We start from the raw sequence: 18,632 nt of genomic DNA, 5'->3' as shown, positions 1-18,632 counted from the left end.
CATATAAACTCCAGCGTTAGCAATGGTTGTTCGCGTCGGCCACCAAAATTTAATTCGGGGAGCCGAAAAGTTTGACTCAAGTCAACGTTGCATTTAATTGGCCGCTGGCTGGATAGACTCTGCTGACAAATGCCAGTATATAAATGCAAATGGTAATCATTTTCAGTTAAACTATGGCGGTCTTGGTGCCTGAACTTCCATGCGGCCCTGCCGCCATCAGTTCTGCCCCATTGAAGGAACTTGAGTTGAAACATGACACTGAGCTGGATTTAACCCCGCACTTTGCGCTGGCAGGGAATCAGCCGTTTAAAGATCGTCGAGCCATGATGCCGCTGCGCGGCGCGATCCCTGTGGAAAAACCGCTGCTGGTACCAACCTGGCAAAACGTCATCGGCCAGACCGCGCCCTGCCGCAAGCGTCTGGTGTATCTACACATTCCGTTTTGTGCCACCCACTGCACCTTCTGCGGCTTTTATCAAAACCGTTTCGAGGAGGACAGCTGCGCCCGCTACACCAATGCGCTGCTACGCGAGATCGAAATGGAGGCAGACAGCCCTCTGCATCAGTCTGCGCCAATCCATGCCGTCTATTTTGGCGGTGGAACGCCTTCGGCGCTTGCCGCACGGGATCTGGCACGTATTATCACCACACTACGCGAACGCCTGCCGTTGGCCCCAGACTGTGAAATCACCATCGAGGGCCGGGTGCTAAACTTTGACGATGAGCGGATAGACGCCTGTCTGGATGCCGGAGCCAATCGCTTTTCGATTGGTATTCAGTCGTTTAATAGCAAAATCCGTAAAAAAATGGCTCGTACCTCCGACGGCGCAAGCGCCATTGCGTTTATGGAAGGACTCGTTCGTCGCGATCGCGCTGCCGTGGTCTGCGATTTGCTATTCGGCTTACCTGGTCAGGATGCGAAAGTTTGGGGCGAAGATCTGGCGATTGCCCGCGATATCGGGCTGGACGGTGTCGATCTCTACGCCCTCAATCTGCTGCCCAATACGCCTCTGGGTAAGGCAGTGGAAACTGGCCGTACCTCGGTTCCCTCACCTGCCGAGCGGCGAGATCTCTATTTGCAGGGCTGCGACTTCATGGACCAGGCAGGCTGGCGCTGTATCAGCAATAGCCACTGGGCGCGCACCACGCGAGAGCGCAATTTGTACAACCTGCTGATTAAGCAAGGCGCAGACTGCCTGGCCTTTGGCTCCGGCGCGGGAGGCTCGGTCAACGGCTATTCCTGGATGATTGAGCGCAACCTCACTAGCTGGCACGACGCTATCGCTGAGGGTCGCAAACCGCTGATGATGATGATGCGTACCTCAGGTAACCGAAGCCAGTGGCGTCAGCCGCTACAGGCTGGCGTGGAAAACGCGCGCATCCCGCTGGATGAACTGACGCCTCATGCAGAGCAGTTGAAGCCGCTACTCGCACAGTGGCATCAGGCGGGTTTAACCCGCGACGCCTCAACCTGCCTGCGCCTGACCAACGAAGGGCGCTTCTGGGCAAGCAATATTCTGCAGTCTCTTGATGAGCTGCTCCAACAACTGGATCTGCCGCGTATTGCGGTAGCCCCCCTCTAACAGGAGTGAACAATGAAACCATGGCTGATTTTTGGCGCTGGCGGCAAAGGGGTCGGCGCGCTGACCCTGGAACTTGCGCTTGCGGAACAGCGTCCGGTGGTTGCGGTGGTGCGTAATCCTGATGCCGCCGCTCGCCTGCGGGAGAAAGGCGTACAGGTTTATCTCGGTGACGCTTGTGATGCCATTGCGGTCACTCGCGCTTGCGAAGCTGCTGGTGCCAACGCAACAATCATCTCTTCAATGGGAGGCGCACAGGATTATCTGGCCCACCGGACAGTGATAGATACGGCGGAAAAGTGTCGGATATCGCGCATGATCCTCGTCACCTCGTTGGGCTGTGGCGACGGTTGGCCGTTTCTGTCACCACGCGCCAAAGCGGGGTTTGGCCAGGCGGTACGTGAAAAATCGCTGGCGGAAAGCTGGTTACAGACCAGCACGCTAGATCACGCCATCTTGCGCCCCGGCGGGCTGCTAAACGGCAATGCTACCGGCAAGGCGCAACGGTTTCAGGGGCAGGAAGTTCATGGCTTTGTGATGCGTGCGGACGTTGCTGCACATGTCCAGCAACTGGCAAATGCCCCCGCACTCAATCAACAGGTCTATAGCCTGATTGAACCCGGTCTTAAACCTGCTTAATCCCCACGCGGCGCTGCCCCATCAGCGCCGCAATCACTCCGCCAACGCACGCATCACCTTGATGAGTTCCGATTTACCTTCGAAGCCAATCCCCGGCAGTTCAGGCATCACTATATGGCCGTCTTCCACCTTCACCGAGTCTGGAAATCCGCCATATGGTTGGAACAGATCCGGGTAGCTTTCATTGCCCCCTAGCCCCAGGCCCGCAGCGATATTCAATGACATCTGGTGGCCGCCATGCGGAATACAGCGGGAGGGAGACCAGCCAAACTGCTCAAGCACTTCCAGGGTGCGGAGATATTCCACCAGCCCATAGGAGAGCGCGCAATCAAACTGCAGATAATCACGGTCAGGCCGCATACCGCCGTAGCGCAACAGATTACGGGCATCCTGGTGTGAAAACAGGTTCTCCCCGGTCGCCATTGGCCCCGGATAGAACTCGGACAGCGCGGCCTGTAAGGCGTAATCCAACGGATCGCCCACCTCTTCATACCAGAACAGAGGATATTCCCGCAGCATCTTGGCGTAGGCAATCCCGGTTTCTAAATCAAAGCGACCGTTGGCATCCACCGCAAGCCGTGCCTCGTGCCCAATCTCTTGCAATACGGCCTCGATACGACGGCGATCTTCCTCCAGCGGCGCACCACCGATCTTCATTTTCACCACGGTGTAACCACGATCCAGATAGCTACGCATCTCCTGACGCAGCGCGGTAAGATCTTTGCCTGGATAGTAATAACCACCAGCGGCATAGACAAACACCCGTGGATTGGCCACCGTGCCTTTCATGTCCGCCAGCATACGGAATAACGGCTGACCGGCAATTTTGGCGGTGGCATCCCAGATCGCCATATCCAGCGTCCCCACAGCCACCGAACGTTCGCCATGGCCGCCAGGCTTTTCATTGACCATCATCGCCTGCCAGACCCGGTGCGGATCGAGGTTGTCGCCATGCTGATTGAGTAAACTGTCAGGCTCAGCCTGCAAGATGCGATCGCGGAAACGCTCGCGGATCAGCCCCCCTTGCCCATAGCGTCCATTGGAGTTGAAACCGTAGCCCACCACCCGGCGGCCATCAACCACCACATCGGTCACTACCGCAACCAGGCTGGTGGTCATCTTGCTGAAATCGATATAGGCATTTCTGATCGGCGAGGCAATCGGTTTGGTGATTTCCACCACGTCTGTGATACGCATTTTTCTCTCCAACGGTCGTGATTCGCAGGGACATTATTGATGCGTTTTTTGCATCCTAGGTTGTCAGGCATTGGCACCCTGGCGGTTTCTTGCCATAGTAAGTGGCTAGAACATCACCGGCCAATGCGAAAAAAGGATAGCTGTCATGCAGAATCGGCATCACTTGGAACTGACCTGGCTTGAGGATTGCGTGGCGCTGGCCGATACCCTCAATTTCTCCAAGGCCGCCGTGGCACGCTATGTCACCCAACCGGCGTTTAGCCGCCGTATCCAGTCGCTGGAAGAGTGGGTCGGCACCCCACTTTTCGAACGTAATCGGCGGGGAGTTCACCTCACCAAGGCCGGTGAAGTTTTTTGCAAACAGGCCCCCGAGTTAATCAGAACGCTCTACGCGCTGAGGAGCGACACCCTGGATGCCACCGGGCAATATCAGCCGGACGTAGTATTTTCAGCCACTCACGCCCTCTCATTCTCTTTCTTTCCGGCGTTGCTCAGGCGTAATGAAAAGATGGCCAGATTAGGCTCTTTTCGTCTGCTGTCCGATACGTTAAAAGCCTGTGAGAACCTGTTGGCACGTGGGGAGGCGCAATTTTTGCTCTGCCATTATCATCCGCTTATGCAGATGACTCTCGATGCGGAAATGTTTGTTAGCCTGCGCCTGGGGGAGGATCGATTGCTGCCCTACAGCTTGGCTGTGCCGGGTTCCGTAACGCCGATGTGGAAAGTCGGGGAGCAAAAATTCCCTTATCTGTCGTTTAGCAATGACTCAGGGCTGGGCCGAATTATTGCTAACAGTGCAGCAATCAGCCGGGCCAAACGGGGGATGGAAGTCGCTTTTACTTCGGATCTGGCCGCCACGTTGCTCGCCATGGTGGTGGCTGGAGAAGGTGTCGCCTGGCTGCCGCAGTCGCTGGCAGAGGCCGACGTTGATAGCGGCAAGATCGTGGTCGCCACCGATCACCCCGACGATCTTTGCCTGCCCATTGAAATACGCCTCTACCGACCCGTGACCAAGATGGCCAAATCCGTTGAGGCGCTGTGGCAACTATTTACCAAAGAGGCTGAATTGGCCCCTCACCCCAACCCTCTCCCACAGGGAGAGGGGGCTGGTCCGGAGCCGCTTTCAGGTACAAAAGTCAGTCTTTAACCAGGCTGATGTTGAGTACCAATGCGGGAGCCAGTACGGAGGCGTTTTCAGGTGCAAAAGACGGTCTTTAACCAGGCTAGTGTTGAGGTCCAATGCAGTAGCAAAGATGTGGCACGTTCGGTCCCCTCTCCCTGTGGGAGAGGGCTAGGGTGAGGGGTAAAGTTATAAATTGCTAACGCGCTTATCCTTTGGATACTTCACCGTATAAGACAGGGTGAATTTCTCGGACTGATTCGCTGGTAAATCCAGTGCCCACTGCACGTTACCGGTGTCTTTATCGTAGCTGGCACCGTCGTACTTCAGCCCGTCGATAGTAATCGCCGAGTCACGACTCAGCGGCATCTGTTCCATCACCACCAGCTTAATCGGCTCTTTACGGGTATTTTTCACGCTGGTGACAAAGGAGTACTGTTGGCTTACCGAATTGCCAAAAAACTCCGCCTTCGAGGTCAGCTGCTTGCCATTTTCACGGTTAACGATAATCTTTTTGTCCCGGCCCAATGACAGATCCAGCGTCTCTTTGGCCTCGGCGATATTGATATACCCCTGGCCGACAAATGAACCCTCGAAGAAAATACTGGACTTGCCCGGCAACAAATTAAGCGGTTCCCAGTCTTTTAACTGTACCTGCAAGAAGGCATCCGGCTCGATTTTCGGCACCACCACGTAGCGATAGTCGCCCTGAACGTCCACATCCTTGATGGTGACCGAATGCCCTTTGCCATCGGAGGCAATGTTATAAGGCAAGGAAATGCTAAAGCGGGTATTCACTCCGCCAGCATCGGTGACCACATAGTCTGAGAGAGAACGTTTAGCTCTGCTGGCCATTGCGCCATCAAGCTCTTGAGCATCCGCGCCAGCGGCCATCTCAGCAACGGGAGCCGGTGCCGGTCTGGGTATCGACATTGCCATCTTCGAACTTGAGTAGTCCTGATAAAAATCGAGATACCAAGGTTGCAACTTCGGCGCCTGCGCCCCTTCGCTTGGGTTGCCGCTGGAAAGCGTCAGGTTGACCTTATCCCAGTTGATGCCGCTGTTCTGAAACACATTGGCCTTGTAGCTCAGCTTGACCGGCTGGGTAATGCTGTCGACCCGCACATCGTAAGTCGGCACCCAGCCGGCATCCGGGATCACATAAGACAGCTTGACGTTGCTGGTCACGGGTTTCGCAGTGTAAAACTTCACCACCACCTGATTCACCGTTTGGCCAGTCTTCTGCTGGGCCTCGTCCAACTGGCTCTTCAGCTTTTCGATATTCTTGTCAATCGCGGCGATCTTCTCTTTGAGCTCGATATCCGCCAACAGCACTTCACTCATGCGGCGGCTGACCAGTTCAAGCATTTGATTAACCTGCTCAACGGAAGCGCCCTCTTTCTCCGAACCCAGCGCCCGGTTACTTTCCAGCACCGCCAGCTGCGCCTGGATCACTTCCCGCTGCACGTTCAGTTTGCTTTGCTCGCGCACCTCATCATCAATCTGCTTGGTTAATTGCTCCACTTCAGGCGATACATGTTCGGTAAGAAAATCGCGTTTGATGCTGAAAGATTGCACGACCACGCCGTTATCGGCATCAAGCATCAGGCTCTGTTCGTTCAGCCCGCTGGCAATATTGGTAAAGACGACTTCGCTTTCCCCCGCCGGTAGCGTCACCTTGCTGCTGTTGAATAACTCGGCACCGCGAATAAAGACCGTCACGTCGTTGAGCGTGACGTTTTGCGCCTGAGCCAGGCCGGTATAGGCCAACAGCACCGAGGCCGCCAACAGCGTGGTTTTAAATCCTGGGAAGAGGGTCATCGTCATTTATCCTTAACAAAGAGGTTCCGTGCAGAATATCGACGAATTATAGCATGCAGCCTGGTGGTAAGATTTCTGAAAGATCATCGCGTTCAAAGGTAAAGCAGCGATATTCGTTTCATTTAGCCACGTCGCGCGGATCATGAAAGAAAACCCATTCCACGCGGTTATCACGCAGAATGGGTTGTAGTGAGGTAAGGAATAATTTACCGCAGGTTCGGTGCAGAGCCACGGGCCGCGCGCTGTTGCTTTTCCAACTGCATGGCTTGCAGGTCTACTGGCCGGATCAGGGTTAACGCCGCCGTTGGGCACACCTCGACACAGGCTGGCCCCGCTTCGCGCCCCTGACACAGATCGCATTTATTCGCTTGAGCCCGTTGGTACGCGACACCATTGCTGACATACCCCTGATTGACCACCACCTCCATCGCACCATAAGGGCAAGCCACCATGCAGCTCTTGCAGCCAATACAGCGCGACTGGAGCACCTGCACGCTGCCATCCTGGTTATAGATGGCCTCGTTCGGGCAGGCGTTCAGGCAAGGGGCATTCTCACATTGGCGACACAGCATCGGTACGCTGACGCTGAGGGTTTTCATCACCCGTAAGCGAGGATTGAAGTTTTCCGCCGTCATCGGCAACGGATTATCCCCCAGATGCGCCATCACGCAGGCTATCTCGCAAGTGCGGCAGCCAATGCACTGTTTCATATCGGCAATGACAAACTGATTCATACCGTCTCTCCTTGAGCCGCGTTAGAGCACATTGAGGTAATAACCGATGCTTTCGGCCGCCTTGCGCCCTTCGGCAATGGCGGTCACGATCAGATCGGCACCGCGCACGATGTCACCACCGGCGAAAATCTTGCGGTTACTGGTTTGGTACGGATAACCCGCCACCGTTGGTGCCACCACGCGCCCTTGCCTGTCGAGCATCACGTTATGTTCTGCCAACCAGCCCATACGATGCGGGCTAAAACCAAAGGCCATGATCACCGCATCCGCCGGTACGATATGTTCGGAACCCTCTACAGGGACCGCCTGCCGCCGGCCCTGGCTGTCTGGAGCCCCCATTTCGGTTCGCCGCATCTGAATGCCGCTGACCTTACCTTCCTCATCGATCACGATGCTTAGCGGTTGCAGGTTGAACATGAATTCTGCGCCCTCTTCCCGCGCATTTTTCACTTCCTTTTTCGAACCCGGCATGCTCTTTTCATCACGCCGATAGGCACAAATCACCTGCTCAGCACCGTGACGTAATGAGGTACGGACGCAGTCCATAGCGGTATCACCGCCCCCCAGTACGATCACCCGCTTGCCCGCCATATTGACGTAAGGGCTTTGCGGGTTTTCGGCATAGCCCATCAGTTGTTGGGTATTGGCGATCAAGAATGGCAAGGCGTCATACACTCCCGGCGCACCTTCATTTTCCAGGCCGGAACGCATCGATTTATAGGTCCCCACGCCAAGGAACAGCGCGTCGTAATCATTGAGCAGGGTTTCCATCGAGATATCTTTGCCAATCTCGGTATTCAAACGGAACTCCACGCCCATATCGCTGAAGATCTCACGCCTTCTGGCCATCACGTCCTTTTTCAGTTTGAACGCCGGAATGCCGAAGGTCAGCAGCCCGCCAATTTCCGGATAGCGATCGAACACCACCGGTTTGATGCCATTGCGCACCAGGATATCGGCACAGCCCAGCCCCGCCGGACCCGCGCCGATAATGGCAACGCGCTTGCCGCTGTCTTTCACCGCCGACATATCTGGCCGCCAGCCCATCTCAAAGGCCGTTTCGGTGATGTAGCGCTCAATGTTACCGATGGTGACGGCTCCCCCGTGCTCATTGAGCGTACAGGATTGCTCGCACAGTCGGTCCTGTGGGCATACCCGGCCGCATACTTCCGGCAGGCTGCTGGTTTGGTGCGATAGCTCCGCTGCTTCCCAGATGCGCCCCTGGCTAGCCAGTTTGATCCACTGCGGGATCTGGTTATGCAACGGGCAGGTCCAGGAGCAGATACTCTGCTTGCCGCAGCTCAGGCAGCGTTCGGCCTGTTGCTGGATCTGTTGCTCATTAAAGGGTTGGTAGATTTCGGCAAAGCTGGTTTTGCGCAGCTCGAGCGTGATTTTGCTGGCTTCCAGGCGAGGTGCCCGAGGCTGTTGCAGCAGATTACGGATCGGCGTTGATTTCTTCGAGGCCTTCGCTTCCGGGTTCTGATTAGCGGCACTGCCAAACAGTTGGCTATGGTGATCGCGCGCCGCAGCACGTAGCCGCTTTTCTCGCTGCTGGTCCAGCAACGTTTGGTTGTTCACAAGGCTGAGTGCATGGGTTGGACAGGCGCGTATACAGGCGGGCTCATGGTTCAGCTCGCTACACAGGTCGCATTTCTGTGCCTCAACCTTCTGATAGCTGTCGGCCAGGCGATGATTGGCGGGCTGCACCGTTTCGGTCACCACCGTCATCATGCCAAACGGACAAGCGACCGCACAGGCTTTGCAGCCGATGCATTTCTCCTGGCTGACCTGGATGCTGGTATCTCTCTGTTCAATGGCCCCGGTAGGACAAACATTGGCACAGGGCGCATCTTCGCAATGGTGGCAGAACACGGCCGTATTACCATGGGTGCCCTGAATAACCTTGACTCTTGGGGTGAAATATTCGCGCTTGCTTGGGTATGCCCCTTGATGGTGCGCAGTCACGCAGGCGACCTCGCAACTCCGGCAGCCAATGCAGGCTTCTGATTCCGCAACGATAAATTGATTCATAGGTATCCTTTCCGAACAGGCTGACTGAAAAAACACGCTTTCGTTGACGTTATCTCCTTATCTTGGCTGGCGTAGGCAGGTGTCAGTAAGGTTATAACCATGTAAATATAGTGGTTATATTTGATCGGTTTCCATGACATTTCGCATGAAAATGGCGTAATACGCCAATCCGCTCTAAAGCCAGGCAGGACAACTCTTCGCTTTAATCACCCATTGTCGTATTGGTTCGTATTTACACGGCACCTTTGGTTGTTATTTCGCCATTAATACATTAACATTATTTATCTATCCATGGATTTTTTGTTGTAATTGAGCGGAATATATTCATGTAATAAATGGGGGAAACGCATGCCAGGGATGAGCAAACAAGCCAGCGGGCTGAGGTTTACGGTAAGTGTTGGCAACCTGCCAGCAGACGCTTTTGTGGTAGTGGGATTTACGCTGCATGAGCAATTCTCCAGCCCGTTCGCGCTAGAGCTTGAGGTAGCTAGCGCCAAGCCCAGCGTGGAGTTCCGTTCAATCCTGGATAATACCGCCACGCTGACGATTTGGCGTGAAACCGAGGTGCAACGGGCCGTTAATGGCATTGTCACCTCCATCGAACAAGGGGATGCCGGACTTCATCAAACGCGTTACCGGTTTAGCATCCGTCCCTCGCTCTGGCGAGCCGGGTTGGGCCACCGTTCACGTATTTTCCAGCAACAAAACTTTCTGGAAATCCTGGAAACCCTGTTAAAAGAAAACAAGATCAGCGACTACGCACACGCGTTGCGCTATCCCCATGCCGTACGTGAGTTTTGCGTCCAATATAATGAAAGCGATCTCGATTTTATTAACCGCCTGGCCGCAGAAGAAGGGATTTACTATTTCTTTGAGCACCAAAATGGCAAACATACGTTGGTGTTTTCCGATGATTGCGCCGCACTGCATGACGGGCCAACGCTCCCCTATTATCCCGACCAGTCATCGACCTCGTTGGATGAACCCTGCGTCACCACCTTTAAGCGCCGGGAAAGTTTACGCCTCGCCGAAGTGCTGTTGAAAGATTACACCTTTAAAGATCCCTTATGGTTGGCAGAGTTCGGCGATGACGCCCGCGATACTGAACATCAGCCCGGTAAGTACTTTCATTACGATTTCCCAGGGCGTTTCAAAAGCACCGAGGTGGGTAAATCTTTTGCCCGCTGGCGCATCCAGGCGCTGCGTAACGATGCTCATCAGGGCGAAGGGGCAAGCAACTGCCCGGCGCTGCAACCCGGCGTACGTTTTACCTTGGAAAACCATCCTCTGGAGGCGCTCAATACACGTTGGCAAATCACCCAGGCTAACCATTCAGGGCAGCAACCCCAAGCGCTTGAAAGTAACTCAGGCGGGACGGGAACTATCGTAACCTGCCAGTTTGCGTTTATTCCCCACGATCAGACCTGGCGCCCTGCTTTACTCCCCAAGCCACGGATTGATGGCGCACAAATCGCCATTGTCACGGGGCCAGCCACTGAAGAAATCTTTTGTGATGAGTTCGGTCGGGTGAAAGTCCGTTTTCTCTGGGATCGCTCGGGCAGAACCGACGACAGCAGTTCCTGTTGGATCCGAGTATCACACCCCTGGGCAGGGCCACGTTGGGGCATGTCGGCCGTGCCACGTGTTGGCCATGAGGTGATCGTCGAGTTTCTGAATGGCGATCCCGATCAGCCCGTAATTATCGGCCGTACTTATCACGCCAGCAACCTGCCCCCGGGCAAGCTGCCGGGCACCAAGACCCAGATGTCGATCCGTTCGCAAACCCATAAAGGCGAAGGTTTTAACGAACTGCGTTTTGAAGATGAAAAAGGCCAGGAAGAGCTCTATCTGCATGCGCAAAAGAACATGACAACCGAAGTGCTGCATGACAGTTCCACGCGTATCGATCACGACGAGCACCAGCGGATAGGCAACGATCGCAGACAACAGGTTGTCCACAATGATTTTCTGCAGGTTAATGGCGAAAAGCGTGACCGAGTAGAAAGCGATTATTCCCTGACCGTGAATAGCAATTTCCACATTAACGCCAGCAACGCCTTATTGACGGAGGTTGGGCAGGAAATTCACCTGAAGTCCGGCACTAAAATAGTGATAGAAACCGGCACGGAAATCACCTTAAAGGCCGGCTCCAGCTTTATAAAAATCGATCCCAGCGGCGTCACGATCGGCCCCACGCTTAATGTGGGTACCGGCAGCCCGGGCTCCGGCAGAGGATGGGGCGGCAGAATACCCGATGTTATCCCCATCCCAGCCAGCGTCCCTGCCTTTGCGCTAAATCCTGCACAGGTTAGTGCGTTGAAACAACCGCGAGCATTTTGCGAAGAGTGTGAACGATGTAAACAACAGGGTTGCGCGATTTAATCGGTACAGCTTGCCGGAGGAAACGAAGATATGGAGAGTCAACTACAGCAATGGCTGGCCAATTGCGCATCAGGACAACGGCTGTATGCGGTGTTGTCCACCGTTAGCGATGCGCAGCCATTGAAACACTACTATCAACTGGATGGTTCCAACGTTGCAGAAGGGATTTATCACTATACGGCCTACAAAGATTGGCACCAAGTGATGCCCTATTTGGTGGAGCTGTCGGTTAATAGCCCGTTTTTAGCGTGGGTGAGTGAAGCATCCTCAACGGACTGGGGATGGCTGGCAGTCAGTGAACAGCCGCGTCAGCGCATTCTCGACCATTTACGGGGCCTGACGCAGATTAGTTTGCCAGATGGGAAGACGGTATTTTTCCGCTATTGGGACGCCCAGTTTCTACCGTTAATCCTGGCGACCTCCACCGAGTCCCAGCAAAATCAGCTGATGGGGGTATTCAGCTCGCTTTGGGTCCGGCAACAGATGATTGAATTACCCACCCAGGCAGCCCCAACTCTGACAGGGATAGTTACGCTGGAAGAAGCGCAACTCGCCAAGTTAAAGCAGCAAAACCAGAACGAGCAGGTTTGCCAGCTACAGCGCTACTTTACCGATAAATATCCGAAGCGCACCCGCCTGTTGGGCGATGAACAGGTCCAGCGGTTCATTACCCTCATCGCGGAAAAATGCCAAACTCACCGGCTGGAGCGTTTTAACGACCGTTGCCAATTTCTTGATTTAGCCTGCAGTTTAGGCAGCCATTTTGATACCGATCTCCAGCTTGAGCATATCGTCGCGCCCTATTTGACAACCGCAGCAGAGAAACCTGGGCAGTTGGCCGTGTTAAATCAGCAGTTGGGGCTGGTTTTTGTACGAAGCATGGGCGAGCGGTTAGAGCTCTACCTGGCAGCGCTGGAAAGGCTAAAAACCCTGAAACTTACCCAGTTGCCCTATATGTATGAAGAACAGCACGTGGTGGATTATGTACGCTCACTTTACCCTGAGCGGGCGCAGTACGTTCCCATACATCAGATGTTCGGCCTATTAGCTCAAGATCAACATTGGTTTCAGGAGCATGGGGTCACCACGTTGCACGGGCAGGCGGTTATCCTGGCATTACAGTTCTTCCTCGGCCATAAAGTCTTTGATGACCCGCTCTACCCTTGGGTTAAGGTGCATTTTGCTGATAATCACGTTAGTCAGGAAGATCTACGGCTCGCTGAGTTGGTGGCCTACACTCAGCGACGCATCAGAAAGGAACTATTGATGTTACGTAAGCATTTGGAGGCAAGATAATGTGCGCATCAGATGGAATTATTTTTCCGGGTTTTGAATATAAGCACAAAAATAACAACCCGGGCGACTATATTATCTTGCCCAGCGTAAAAGAGCAGCAAGGTAAGATTACCGCCAGCTGTTTAAAAACCTTGGTAGTATTTGTTGGCGGTGCGATGGATGCTAGCTACCAGCCGCTGCTAAGTGGTGTTTTTGCTCCTTATGAAGAAAGAAATGGCAGGGACACTAAGGATAACACTGGCAAGGCTATCACCCAGCGCAAACAGGATGTGGCCTACTCCGAACATGGCGGTGGCAAAGTTCCGCCGCTAATGAAAGAGTGGCATGCTGCCGGGCAGAAAATCGTGCTAGTCGGCCATAGTTGGGGTGGGGACCGAGTGATTTTATTGGCGAAGGAAAACCCCGATATTCCGATTGAATTATTAGTGACGCTTGATCCGGTATCCAGGAAAGGCAAAAGCCCCAAACCCACCAATGTCAAACACTGGGATAATATCTATATTGATTATTCGATTGCTGACAGGAGCTCCGCTAATATGATTGCTCGAACCGGTGGCCCTTGGGAGAATTGCTCTGGTGCAGATTATAATCAGGCGCTAAATACTTTACCTGACATGTCGTATACCGGACATGCCAACGCAGATAGAATGTTTGATATGGAGTGGCCAAAAGTTGAAAAGATTTGACATCATCATAATTGCAACCGTTTTTTTAGCTTCGGGGTGCAAGAACTATATACCTTATCTATATATCGACAATCTTATTGAGATGTCAAGAATTTATTGCAATGAAAATGAATTTTTACAGTGTGAACGTTATCAATCATGTATGTCTAAACAGTATGATAAGGTTAAATCAAAGTCTCCATTACTGCTATCTCGAGCCCCCTCAATTATTAGCCGTAATGCATTAAGTATTGGAGAGGTTAACAGTCATATTAACTTAATTTCAGATAGCCATGGTCTTTTAGATCCCAAAAAACCCGATCTTAATGATTTAGGCCTAAGCGTTGGCGTAAGCTATTTTATTTACGCCCATAACGCCTGCGCCAGCATCACCGGGGATAAAACTTATAACATCGATAGCTACATGCCACTATTGAGGGAGAAGCTTGGTGTTAAGTAACAGCCTCAAGGGTTTCAGGAGCAACGCCCGCGCGACAAAAGTGTTATCTTTGTCGCCGTTGTTTCATAAAGCTTTATTTTTAAATAACGTATTGGTTTATTTAGCTACGAAACAAAAAATTTCACCTTAAAATCAACTCAATAGCCTTACTACGCCACCAATCAGATCCCCCCTGCTTCGTCTATAATTTAAAAAAGCTAAAAATTGGCATCCAAGGTGGGCACCATGGCAGGAAAGATCACAGGTTTAAGAAGCCGCTATCCGCTACATATCCAGATTGCCGTGCTGTTTACCTTGCTGATTGTCTCCATCGGCAGCGTGATCGTGCTTTTCAGCCACAGCCAACTCAGCAAACTGACCGAGGCCAGCACCAACCGACAGTATCAAAAAACCGGCGAAACCATTGCTGCGGAGCTGGACTCCGTGACCCGCAGCATGAAAATGTCGGCGAAGATGTTGGCACGCATGCCAATAATAGAAGCCACCACGCTCGAACAACGCATGGCATTTATCGGCCCGCTGGTCGAGATACTCAAGCAAAATGATTATGCCAATGCGGTATACAGCGCTTATCCCAACGGCGATTTCTTTATACTACGCCGCCTCACCCCAGCCAACCGAGCTTTATTTAATGCGCCGGAAGATGCCGAATGGCTGGCGCAAAGCTACCGCTTTTTAGAGACCTCGCCCCAGGCTGAGAATATCTTTTTGGACGGTAAACAGCAGGTTATGGCGGTAAAAACCGTGCCGTATAACAATTATGATCCCCGGGAGCGTACCTGGTATCAGTTGGCAGTAAAAACTCAGCAACTGATTACCTCCCCGCTCTATACCTTCAAAGGCACCGGTGAAACCGGCTTCACCTACAGCATCCAGGCTCCAGATGGCCATGCAGTGATCGGTTTGGACGTTTCACTGGCTTCACTTTCATGGTTTCTTCAACAAAGCCTACCGCCGGATAGCCAGGCGGCAATTATCAACGCTGCCAACGAAACCATCGCCAGCCTGCCTGCACAACACCCCAAAGGCCAAGATGGGCTCAACAGCATTGCGCACATCCCGGTGCTGCAAGCGTTGCTAGATCCCCATCACGGCGCAAGCAGCCTATTTACGGCACAAGGGCAGAGTTGGTTTGGGGCCGTTGTGGAGCTTAAGGGGCAAAGCCAAGGCTACCAGTTGGTGATTGCCACGCCCTCGGCCTATCTGACCGCTGATGCCAACGCCATCCGCAACCGCTCGACCCTGATCGCCTTTGCGTTACTGCTGCTCGGCCTGCCGCTGGTCTGGTACTTCTCCTTACGTATTTCCCGGCCGCTGATCCGCCTGCGCCAGGATGCCGACGCCATCAGCAATCTGCATTTTGATGAGCGGGCGGAGGAACGCTCGGTGATTGAAGAGGTGGACGACCTGCACAAAGCCATGTCCAAAATGAAGCTGACGCTCAAGCAGTTTATCTCGATGGGCAGCCTGTTATCCGCCAAGGATAATTTCCCGCAGCAGATGCAGGGCTTGCTCAATGAAACCAGTAAAATCGCGACCATGAGCGGCGGCATTATTTTCCTGTCAGACAAAACGCCCGGCTGCTTTTCACCCATAGCCTGCAACTGGGCTGGAAAAGAGGTGGACAGTTCGGTGGTGGCATCGTTGCAGTTTGATCCGCAGCAATCCAGCGCGTTTTGGCAGATTCTGGAGGGTAAAACCGTTGCCGGAGTCTTTACCAACGAGAATATCCCCAGCCAACTACACACGATCTTTGGTTCCCATTTGCCGCTGCACTATGTGGCTGTCCCGATGCAAACGCATGATCGGGAACTGATGGGGTTCTTACTGCTGCTTAATCCTGCCGAAGCTGGCCCGGAACATGGGCAAGCCAAAGTACAGCTGATTAATGCTCTGGTGGGCAGCTTATCGGTAGCGATAGAGACGCAATATTTGCTGCAAGAGCAAAAGCATCTGATGGGCGCCTTTATACAGTTAATCGCCGGAGCGATCGACGCCAAGAGCGCCTATACCGGAGGCCATTGCCAGCGCGTACCGGTCATTACCAAGATGCTCGCCAAGGCAGCGGTTGAGGCCAAACAAGGGCCGTTCGCCGATTTTACCCTTTCCGCCAATGAGTGGGAGGAACTGCACACCGCCTGCTGGCTGCACGACTGCGGGAAAATCACCACGCCGGAGGCCATAGTGGATAAGGCCACCAAGCTGGAGATGATTTACGACCGTATTCACGAGGTGCGGATGCGCTTTGAGGTGCTGAAGCGGGAAAAAGAGGTTAGCTTCCTGCGCAAGCACGCTACGAACCCCGCTACCGAGCAGGAAGAACAACGGCTACGCGATGAGCTGCAGCAGTTGGATGAGGATTTCTATTTTATTGCCCAGTGTAATATCGGTGGCGAATTCCTGTCTGACAGCGCGCTCGCACGCATTCAACAAATCGCACAATATCAATGGACCCGTACTCTGGATGACACCGCAGGCGTGGCACGGGAAGAATTGGCGCGTAAAAACCGCCGTCCTGCCGTCCCCTTACCTACCCAGGAGCCACTGCTGGCGGATAAAGAAGAACATATCATCTACCGCGACGAAAAAAGCCATCTGCCCGAAAGTTATCACTTCAAACTCAAAGAGCCGACCTTGCTCTATAACCACGGGGAGATTTACAACCTGGGCATCCGCAGAGGCACCCTGAGTGAGGAGGAGCGCTATAAAATCAACGAGCACATTATGCAGACTATCATCATGCTGGAAAAACTGCCGTTCCCACGCACCATGGCCAACGTGGCGGTAATTGCCGGTGGCCATCATGAACGCATGGATGGCAAAGGCTACCCTTACCAGTTAACCCACCAGCAGATGAGCATTCCGGTACGTATGATGGCGATCGCCGACGTGTTTGAAGCTCTGACGGCCGCCGATCGGCCTTATAAACCGGGCAAGCTGTTATCTGAGGCACTCAATATTCTGGTCAGCATGGCGAATGAAAATCATCTGGACCGCGAATTGATGATCCTGTTCCTGGAGTCTGGTATTTGGTATGACTACGCGCAGAGCTATTTGCAAGCCGATAAAATAGATACCGTCGATATTCCCGCGCTGTTACGCAAACTCGAAATACCCGATTGCCAACCGACGAACTGATACCCAGCAGCTTCACGACATAGGGGCGCAGCGGCGCCCCCGCCGTCAAACATCTCGCTATTTTTTCTGCCGTTGCGCCTCAAACCACACGCCGCATTGGGAGAAGAGCAACGTATTACGATCTTTCACCAACACGTTATCACCGGGAACGCCTTCAGTCCCCTGATCGGTGATCCCCGGTACGGTGACATCCTGATGCTGAATGATGACTCGCTGCACCGAAGGCGTACTGATACCCAAAATCGGGAAATCGACGTACCAATTATCGCCCGAGTTGTCTTCCACAAACTCTTGCGCCTCTACCGTGGTGGTGGTCGCCCCCTGATTGATCAGTTGCTGTTCATGCCAGGTAAAGCCGTCTGCTTTATAGTTGATACTATTACCGACCAACTGCTGTGCCTGCTTTTCATCCCAGCAGCCCACGGTCTGGGTGGGAATGATCTTGGTCACGCTCCAGTTGCCGATTAACGCCGATGGGATCGGGGCTGGGGCGTTTTGTGCTGCCCAGGCTGTGGGCAACGACAGCACCAGCAGCGCAGCCAATGGCAAGATTCTTTTACTCAGGGCGAAGTATTGCATGGTACGGCTCCTTAGAGTGCTGCAAGTCTATCAATTACAGTGACCAATCTGTCTATGACTTTACCTAAGCCATTGGCCTTTCAGCAAGCGGTGTTAACGTGGAATTAGCGGCCACCAACGTTGTTCATCATCCCGCTGCTGCCACTGCGTCTCCCCGCTGAGTGCCAAACGCCGATCTTCCAGATAACGATATTCGCGGCGAGCCGCTTCCAGCAGGCTGAAATCCAGCTCTGCCTGCACTATTCCCGGCTCTCGCCCCAGTCTGGCCACCTCACGCCCCAAGGGATCAACAACCAGGCTTTCGCCAGCAAACTGCATCCCACATCCATGCCCGGCGCGGTTGGCCATCGCCACAAACATCTGATTATCCTGAGCGCGAGCCAGCAAAGCGTTACGATGCACGTGACCATAGGGATCCATATTGCCATCGGTAACCAGCAACAGATCGCACCCCATCATTGCCAACGCTCGTGATGCCTCTGGGAATTCGATGTCGTAGCAGATAAGTAAACCAATACGCCGCCCACGCCACAACCCGCAGACCAGGCGATCGCCCGCTTGCGCTTCGGCGCGTTCATTGGTCCATAAATGGCTTTTGCGATAATGCAGATAGATGCCCTGCTCCGGTGTGATCAGTACCGAGCTGTTGAACAGTTGCGTGCCATCCTGCTCAAGAAAACCCACGGCGACGGCAATACCCGTACGCTGGCTTGCCGCCACCACTTGCGCGAGCTCCGGGCCTTGCAGTTGCAACGCGTAGTCCGTATTGCCGTCAGGATGGGTAAAGCCGGTAAGCTGCGTTTCTGGCAACACCAACAGGTCGGTTTGGCCGCTGCAACGTTCAATCTGCGCCAGCACGGCGGCCAGGTTATGGGCAATGTCCCCTTCACGGCAGGTAAATTGGGCCAAGGTTATCCGCATTGATTACTCCTTTTAAGTCGAACAGTGTTTTTACCTGTTATAGCCACTGGCTGGCAAGTCACTGTTAAC

14 protein-coding genes are annotated in these 18,632 nt (G+C 53.6%); 8 read left to right on the top strand and 6 right to left on the bottom strand.

Translation table 11 applies throughout. The features are described 5' to 3' along the window. The first annotated feature begins 245 nt into the window (after positions 1–245). Together hutW and chuY are read left to right on the top strand one after the other, a co-directional pair. On the top strand, positions 246–1,583 hold the full coding sequence (gene hutW, locus AC6HVW_RS05145) for a heme anaerobic degradation radical SAM methyltransferase ChuW/HutW (protein WP_071683318.1): 1,338 nt from the start codon (positions 246–248) through the stop codon (positions 1,581–1,583). Positions 1,584–1,595: 12 nt separating this feature from the next. Continuing rightward, a complete protein-coding gene (chuY, locus tag AC6HVW_RS05140) occupies positions 1,596–2,219 on the top strand; it encodes an anaerobilin reductase (RefSeq protein ID WP_071683317.1) in 624 nt (207 codons plus the stop codon). Between the two features lie 33 nt (positions 2,220–2,252). On the opposite strand, the gene AC6HVW_RS05135 is transcribed toward chuY, so the two are convergent. After that, positions 2,253–3,416 carry a mandelate racemase/muconate lactonizing enzyme family protein gene (locus AC6HVW_RS05135; protein WP_071683316.1) on the bottom strand — a complete coding sequence of 388 codons (1,164 nt, stop codon included), beginning with the start codon at positions 3,414–3,416 and terminating at the stop codon, positions 2,253–2,255. A gap of 145 nt (positions 3,417–3,561) precedes the next feature. Here AC6HVW_RS05135 and AC6HVW_RS05130 point away from each other — a divergent pair, with 145 nt between their 5' ends. Next, positions 3,562–4,563, top strand: a complete 1,002-nt coding sequence (locus tag AC6HVW_RS05130) for a LysR family transcriptional regulator (protein ID WP_186486283.1) — start codon at positions 3,562–3,564, stop codon at positions 4,561–4,563. Positions 4,564–4,725: 162 nt separating this feature from the next. Here the strand turns inward: AC6HVW_RS05130 and AC6HVW_RS05125 are convergent, their stop codons facing one another. The 3 genes from AC6HVW_RS05125 to aegA form a co-directional block, all read right to left on the bottom strand. Next, positions 4,726–6,357, bottom strand: a complete 1,632-nt coding sequence (locus AC6HVW_RS05125) for a DUF4139 domain-containing protein (protein WP_071683314.1) — start codon at positions 6,355–6,357, stop codon at positions 4,726–4,728. Between the two features lie 206 nt (positions 6,358–6,563). Next, positions 6,564–7,091 (bottom strand): 4Fe-4S dicluster domain-containing protein, encoded by a 528-nt coding sequence (locus AC6HVW_RS05120; protein ID WP_059201033.1) that lies wholly within the window; start codon positions 7,089–7,091, stop codon positions 6,564–6,566. A gap of 21 nt (positions 7,092–7,112) precedes the next feature. Continuing rightward, positions 7,113–9,122 carry a formate-dependent uric acid utilization protein AegA gene (gene aegA / locus AC6HVW_RS05115; RefSeq protein ID WP_186486284.1) on the bottom strand — a complete coding sequence of 670 codons (2,010 nt, stop codon included), beginning with the start codon at positions 9,120–9,122 and terminating at the stop codon, positions 7,113–7,115. 357 nt (positions 9,123–9,479) lie between these two features. Between aegA and AC6HVW_RS05110 the strand changes: the two genes are divergently transcribed. The 5 genes from AC6HVW_RS05110 (at position 9,480) to AC6HVW_RS05090 (ending at position 17,063) form a co-directional block, all read left to right on the top strand. Then, positions 9,480–11,504, top strand: coding sequence for a type VI secretion system Vgr family protein (locus AC6HVW_RS05110; RefSeq protein ID WP_261397407.1), 2,025 nt, complete (start codon positions 9,480–9,482; stop codon positions 11,502–11,504). Positions 11,505–11,534: 30 nt separating this feature from the next. After that, entirely contained in the window at positions 11,535–12,800 is a 1,266-nt protein-coding gene (locus tag AC6HVW_RS05105) for a DUF4123 domain-containing protein (protein WP_497569284.1), read from the top strand. Then, positions 12,800–13,486 (top strand): hypothetical protein, encoded by a 687-nt coding sequence (locus AC6HVW_RS05100; RefSeq protein ID WP_071683311.1) that lies wholly within the window; start codon positions 12,800–12,802, stop codon positions 13,484–13,486. Before AC6HVW_RS05105 ends, AC6HVW_RS05100 begins: the two co-directional genes overlap by 1 nt. After that, positions 13,473–13,925 (top strand): hypothetical protein, encoded by a 453-nt coding sequence (locus AC6HVW_RS05095; protein WP_137751162.1) that lies wholly within the window; start codon positions 13,473–13,475, stop codon positions 13,923–13,925. The genes AC6HVW_RS05100 and AC6HVW_RS05095 overlap by 14 nt, the downstream gene beginning before the upstream one ends. Before the next feature lie 225 nt (positions 13,926–14,150). After that, positions 14,151–17,063: an HD domain-containing phosphohydrolase gene (locus AC6HVW_RS05090; protein WP_186486286.1), complete on the top strand. Its 2,913-nt coding sequence runs from the start codon at positions 14,151–14,153 to the stop codon at positions 17,061–17,063. A gap of 57 nt (positions 17,064–17,120) precedes the next feature. On the opposite strand, the gene AC6HVW_RS05085 is transcribed toward AC6HVW_RS05090, so the two are convergent. After that, positions 17,121–17,642, bottom strand: a complete 522-nt coding sequence (locus AC6HVW_RS05085; protein WP_071683309.1) for a hypothetical protein — start codon at positions 17,640–17,642, stop codon at positions 17,121–17,123. Positions 17,643–17,735: 93 nt separating this feature from the next. Then, positions 17,736–18,563 (bottom strand): carbon-nitrogen hydrolase family protein, encoded by an 828-nt coding sequence (locus AC6HVW_RS05080; protein ID WP_071683308.1) that lies wholly within the window; start codon positions 18,561–18,563, stop codon positions 17,736–17,738. Positions 18,564–18,632: the final 69 nt, after the last annotated feature.

It is taken from the genome of Serratia sp. NCCP-200, from assembly GCF_059697885.1.
Note: the sequence above shows the minus strand (reverse complement) of the source record. Positions and strands in the feature narration are given on the sequence as shown.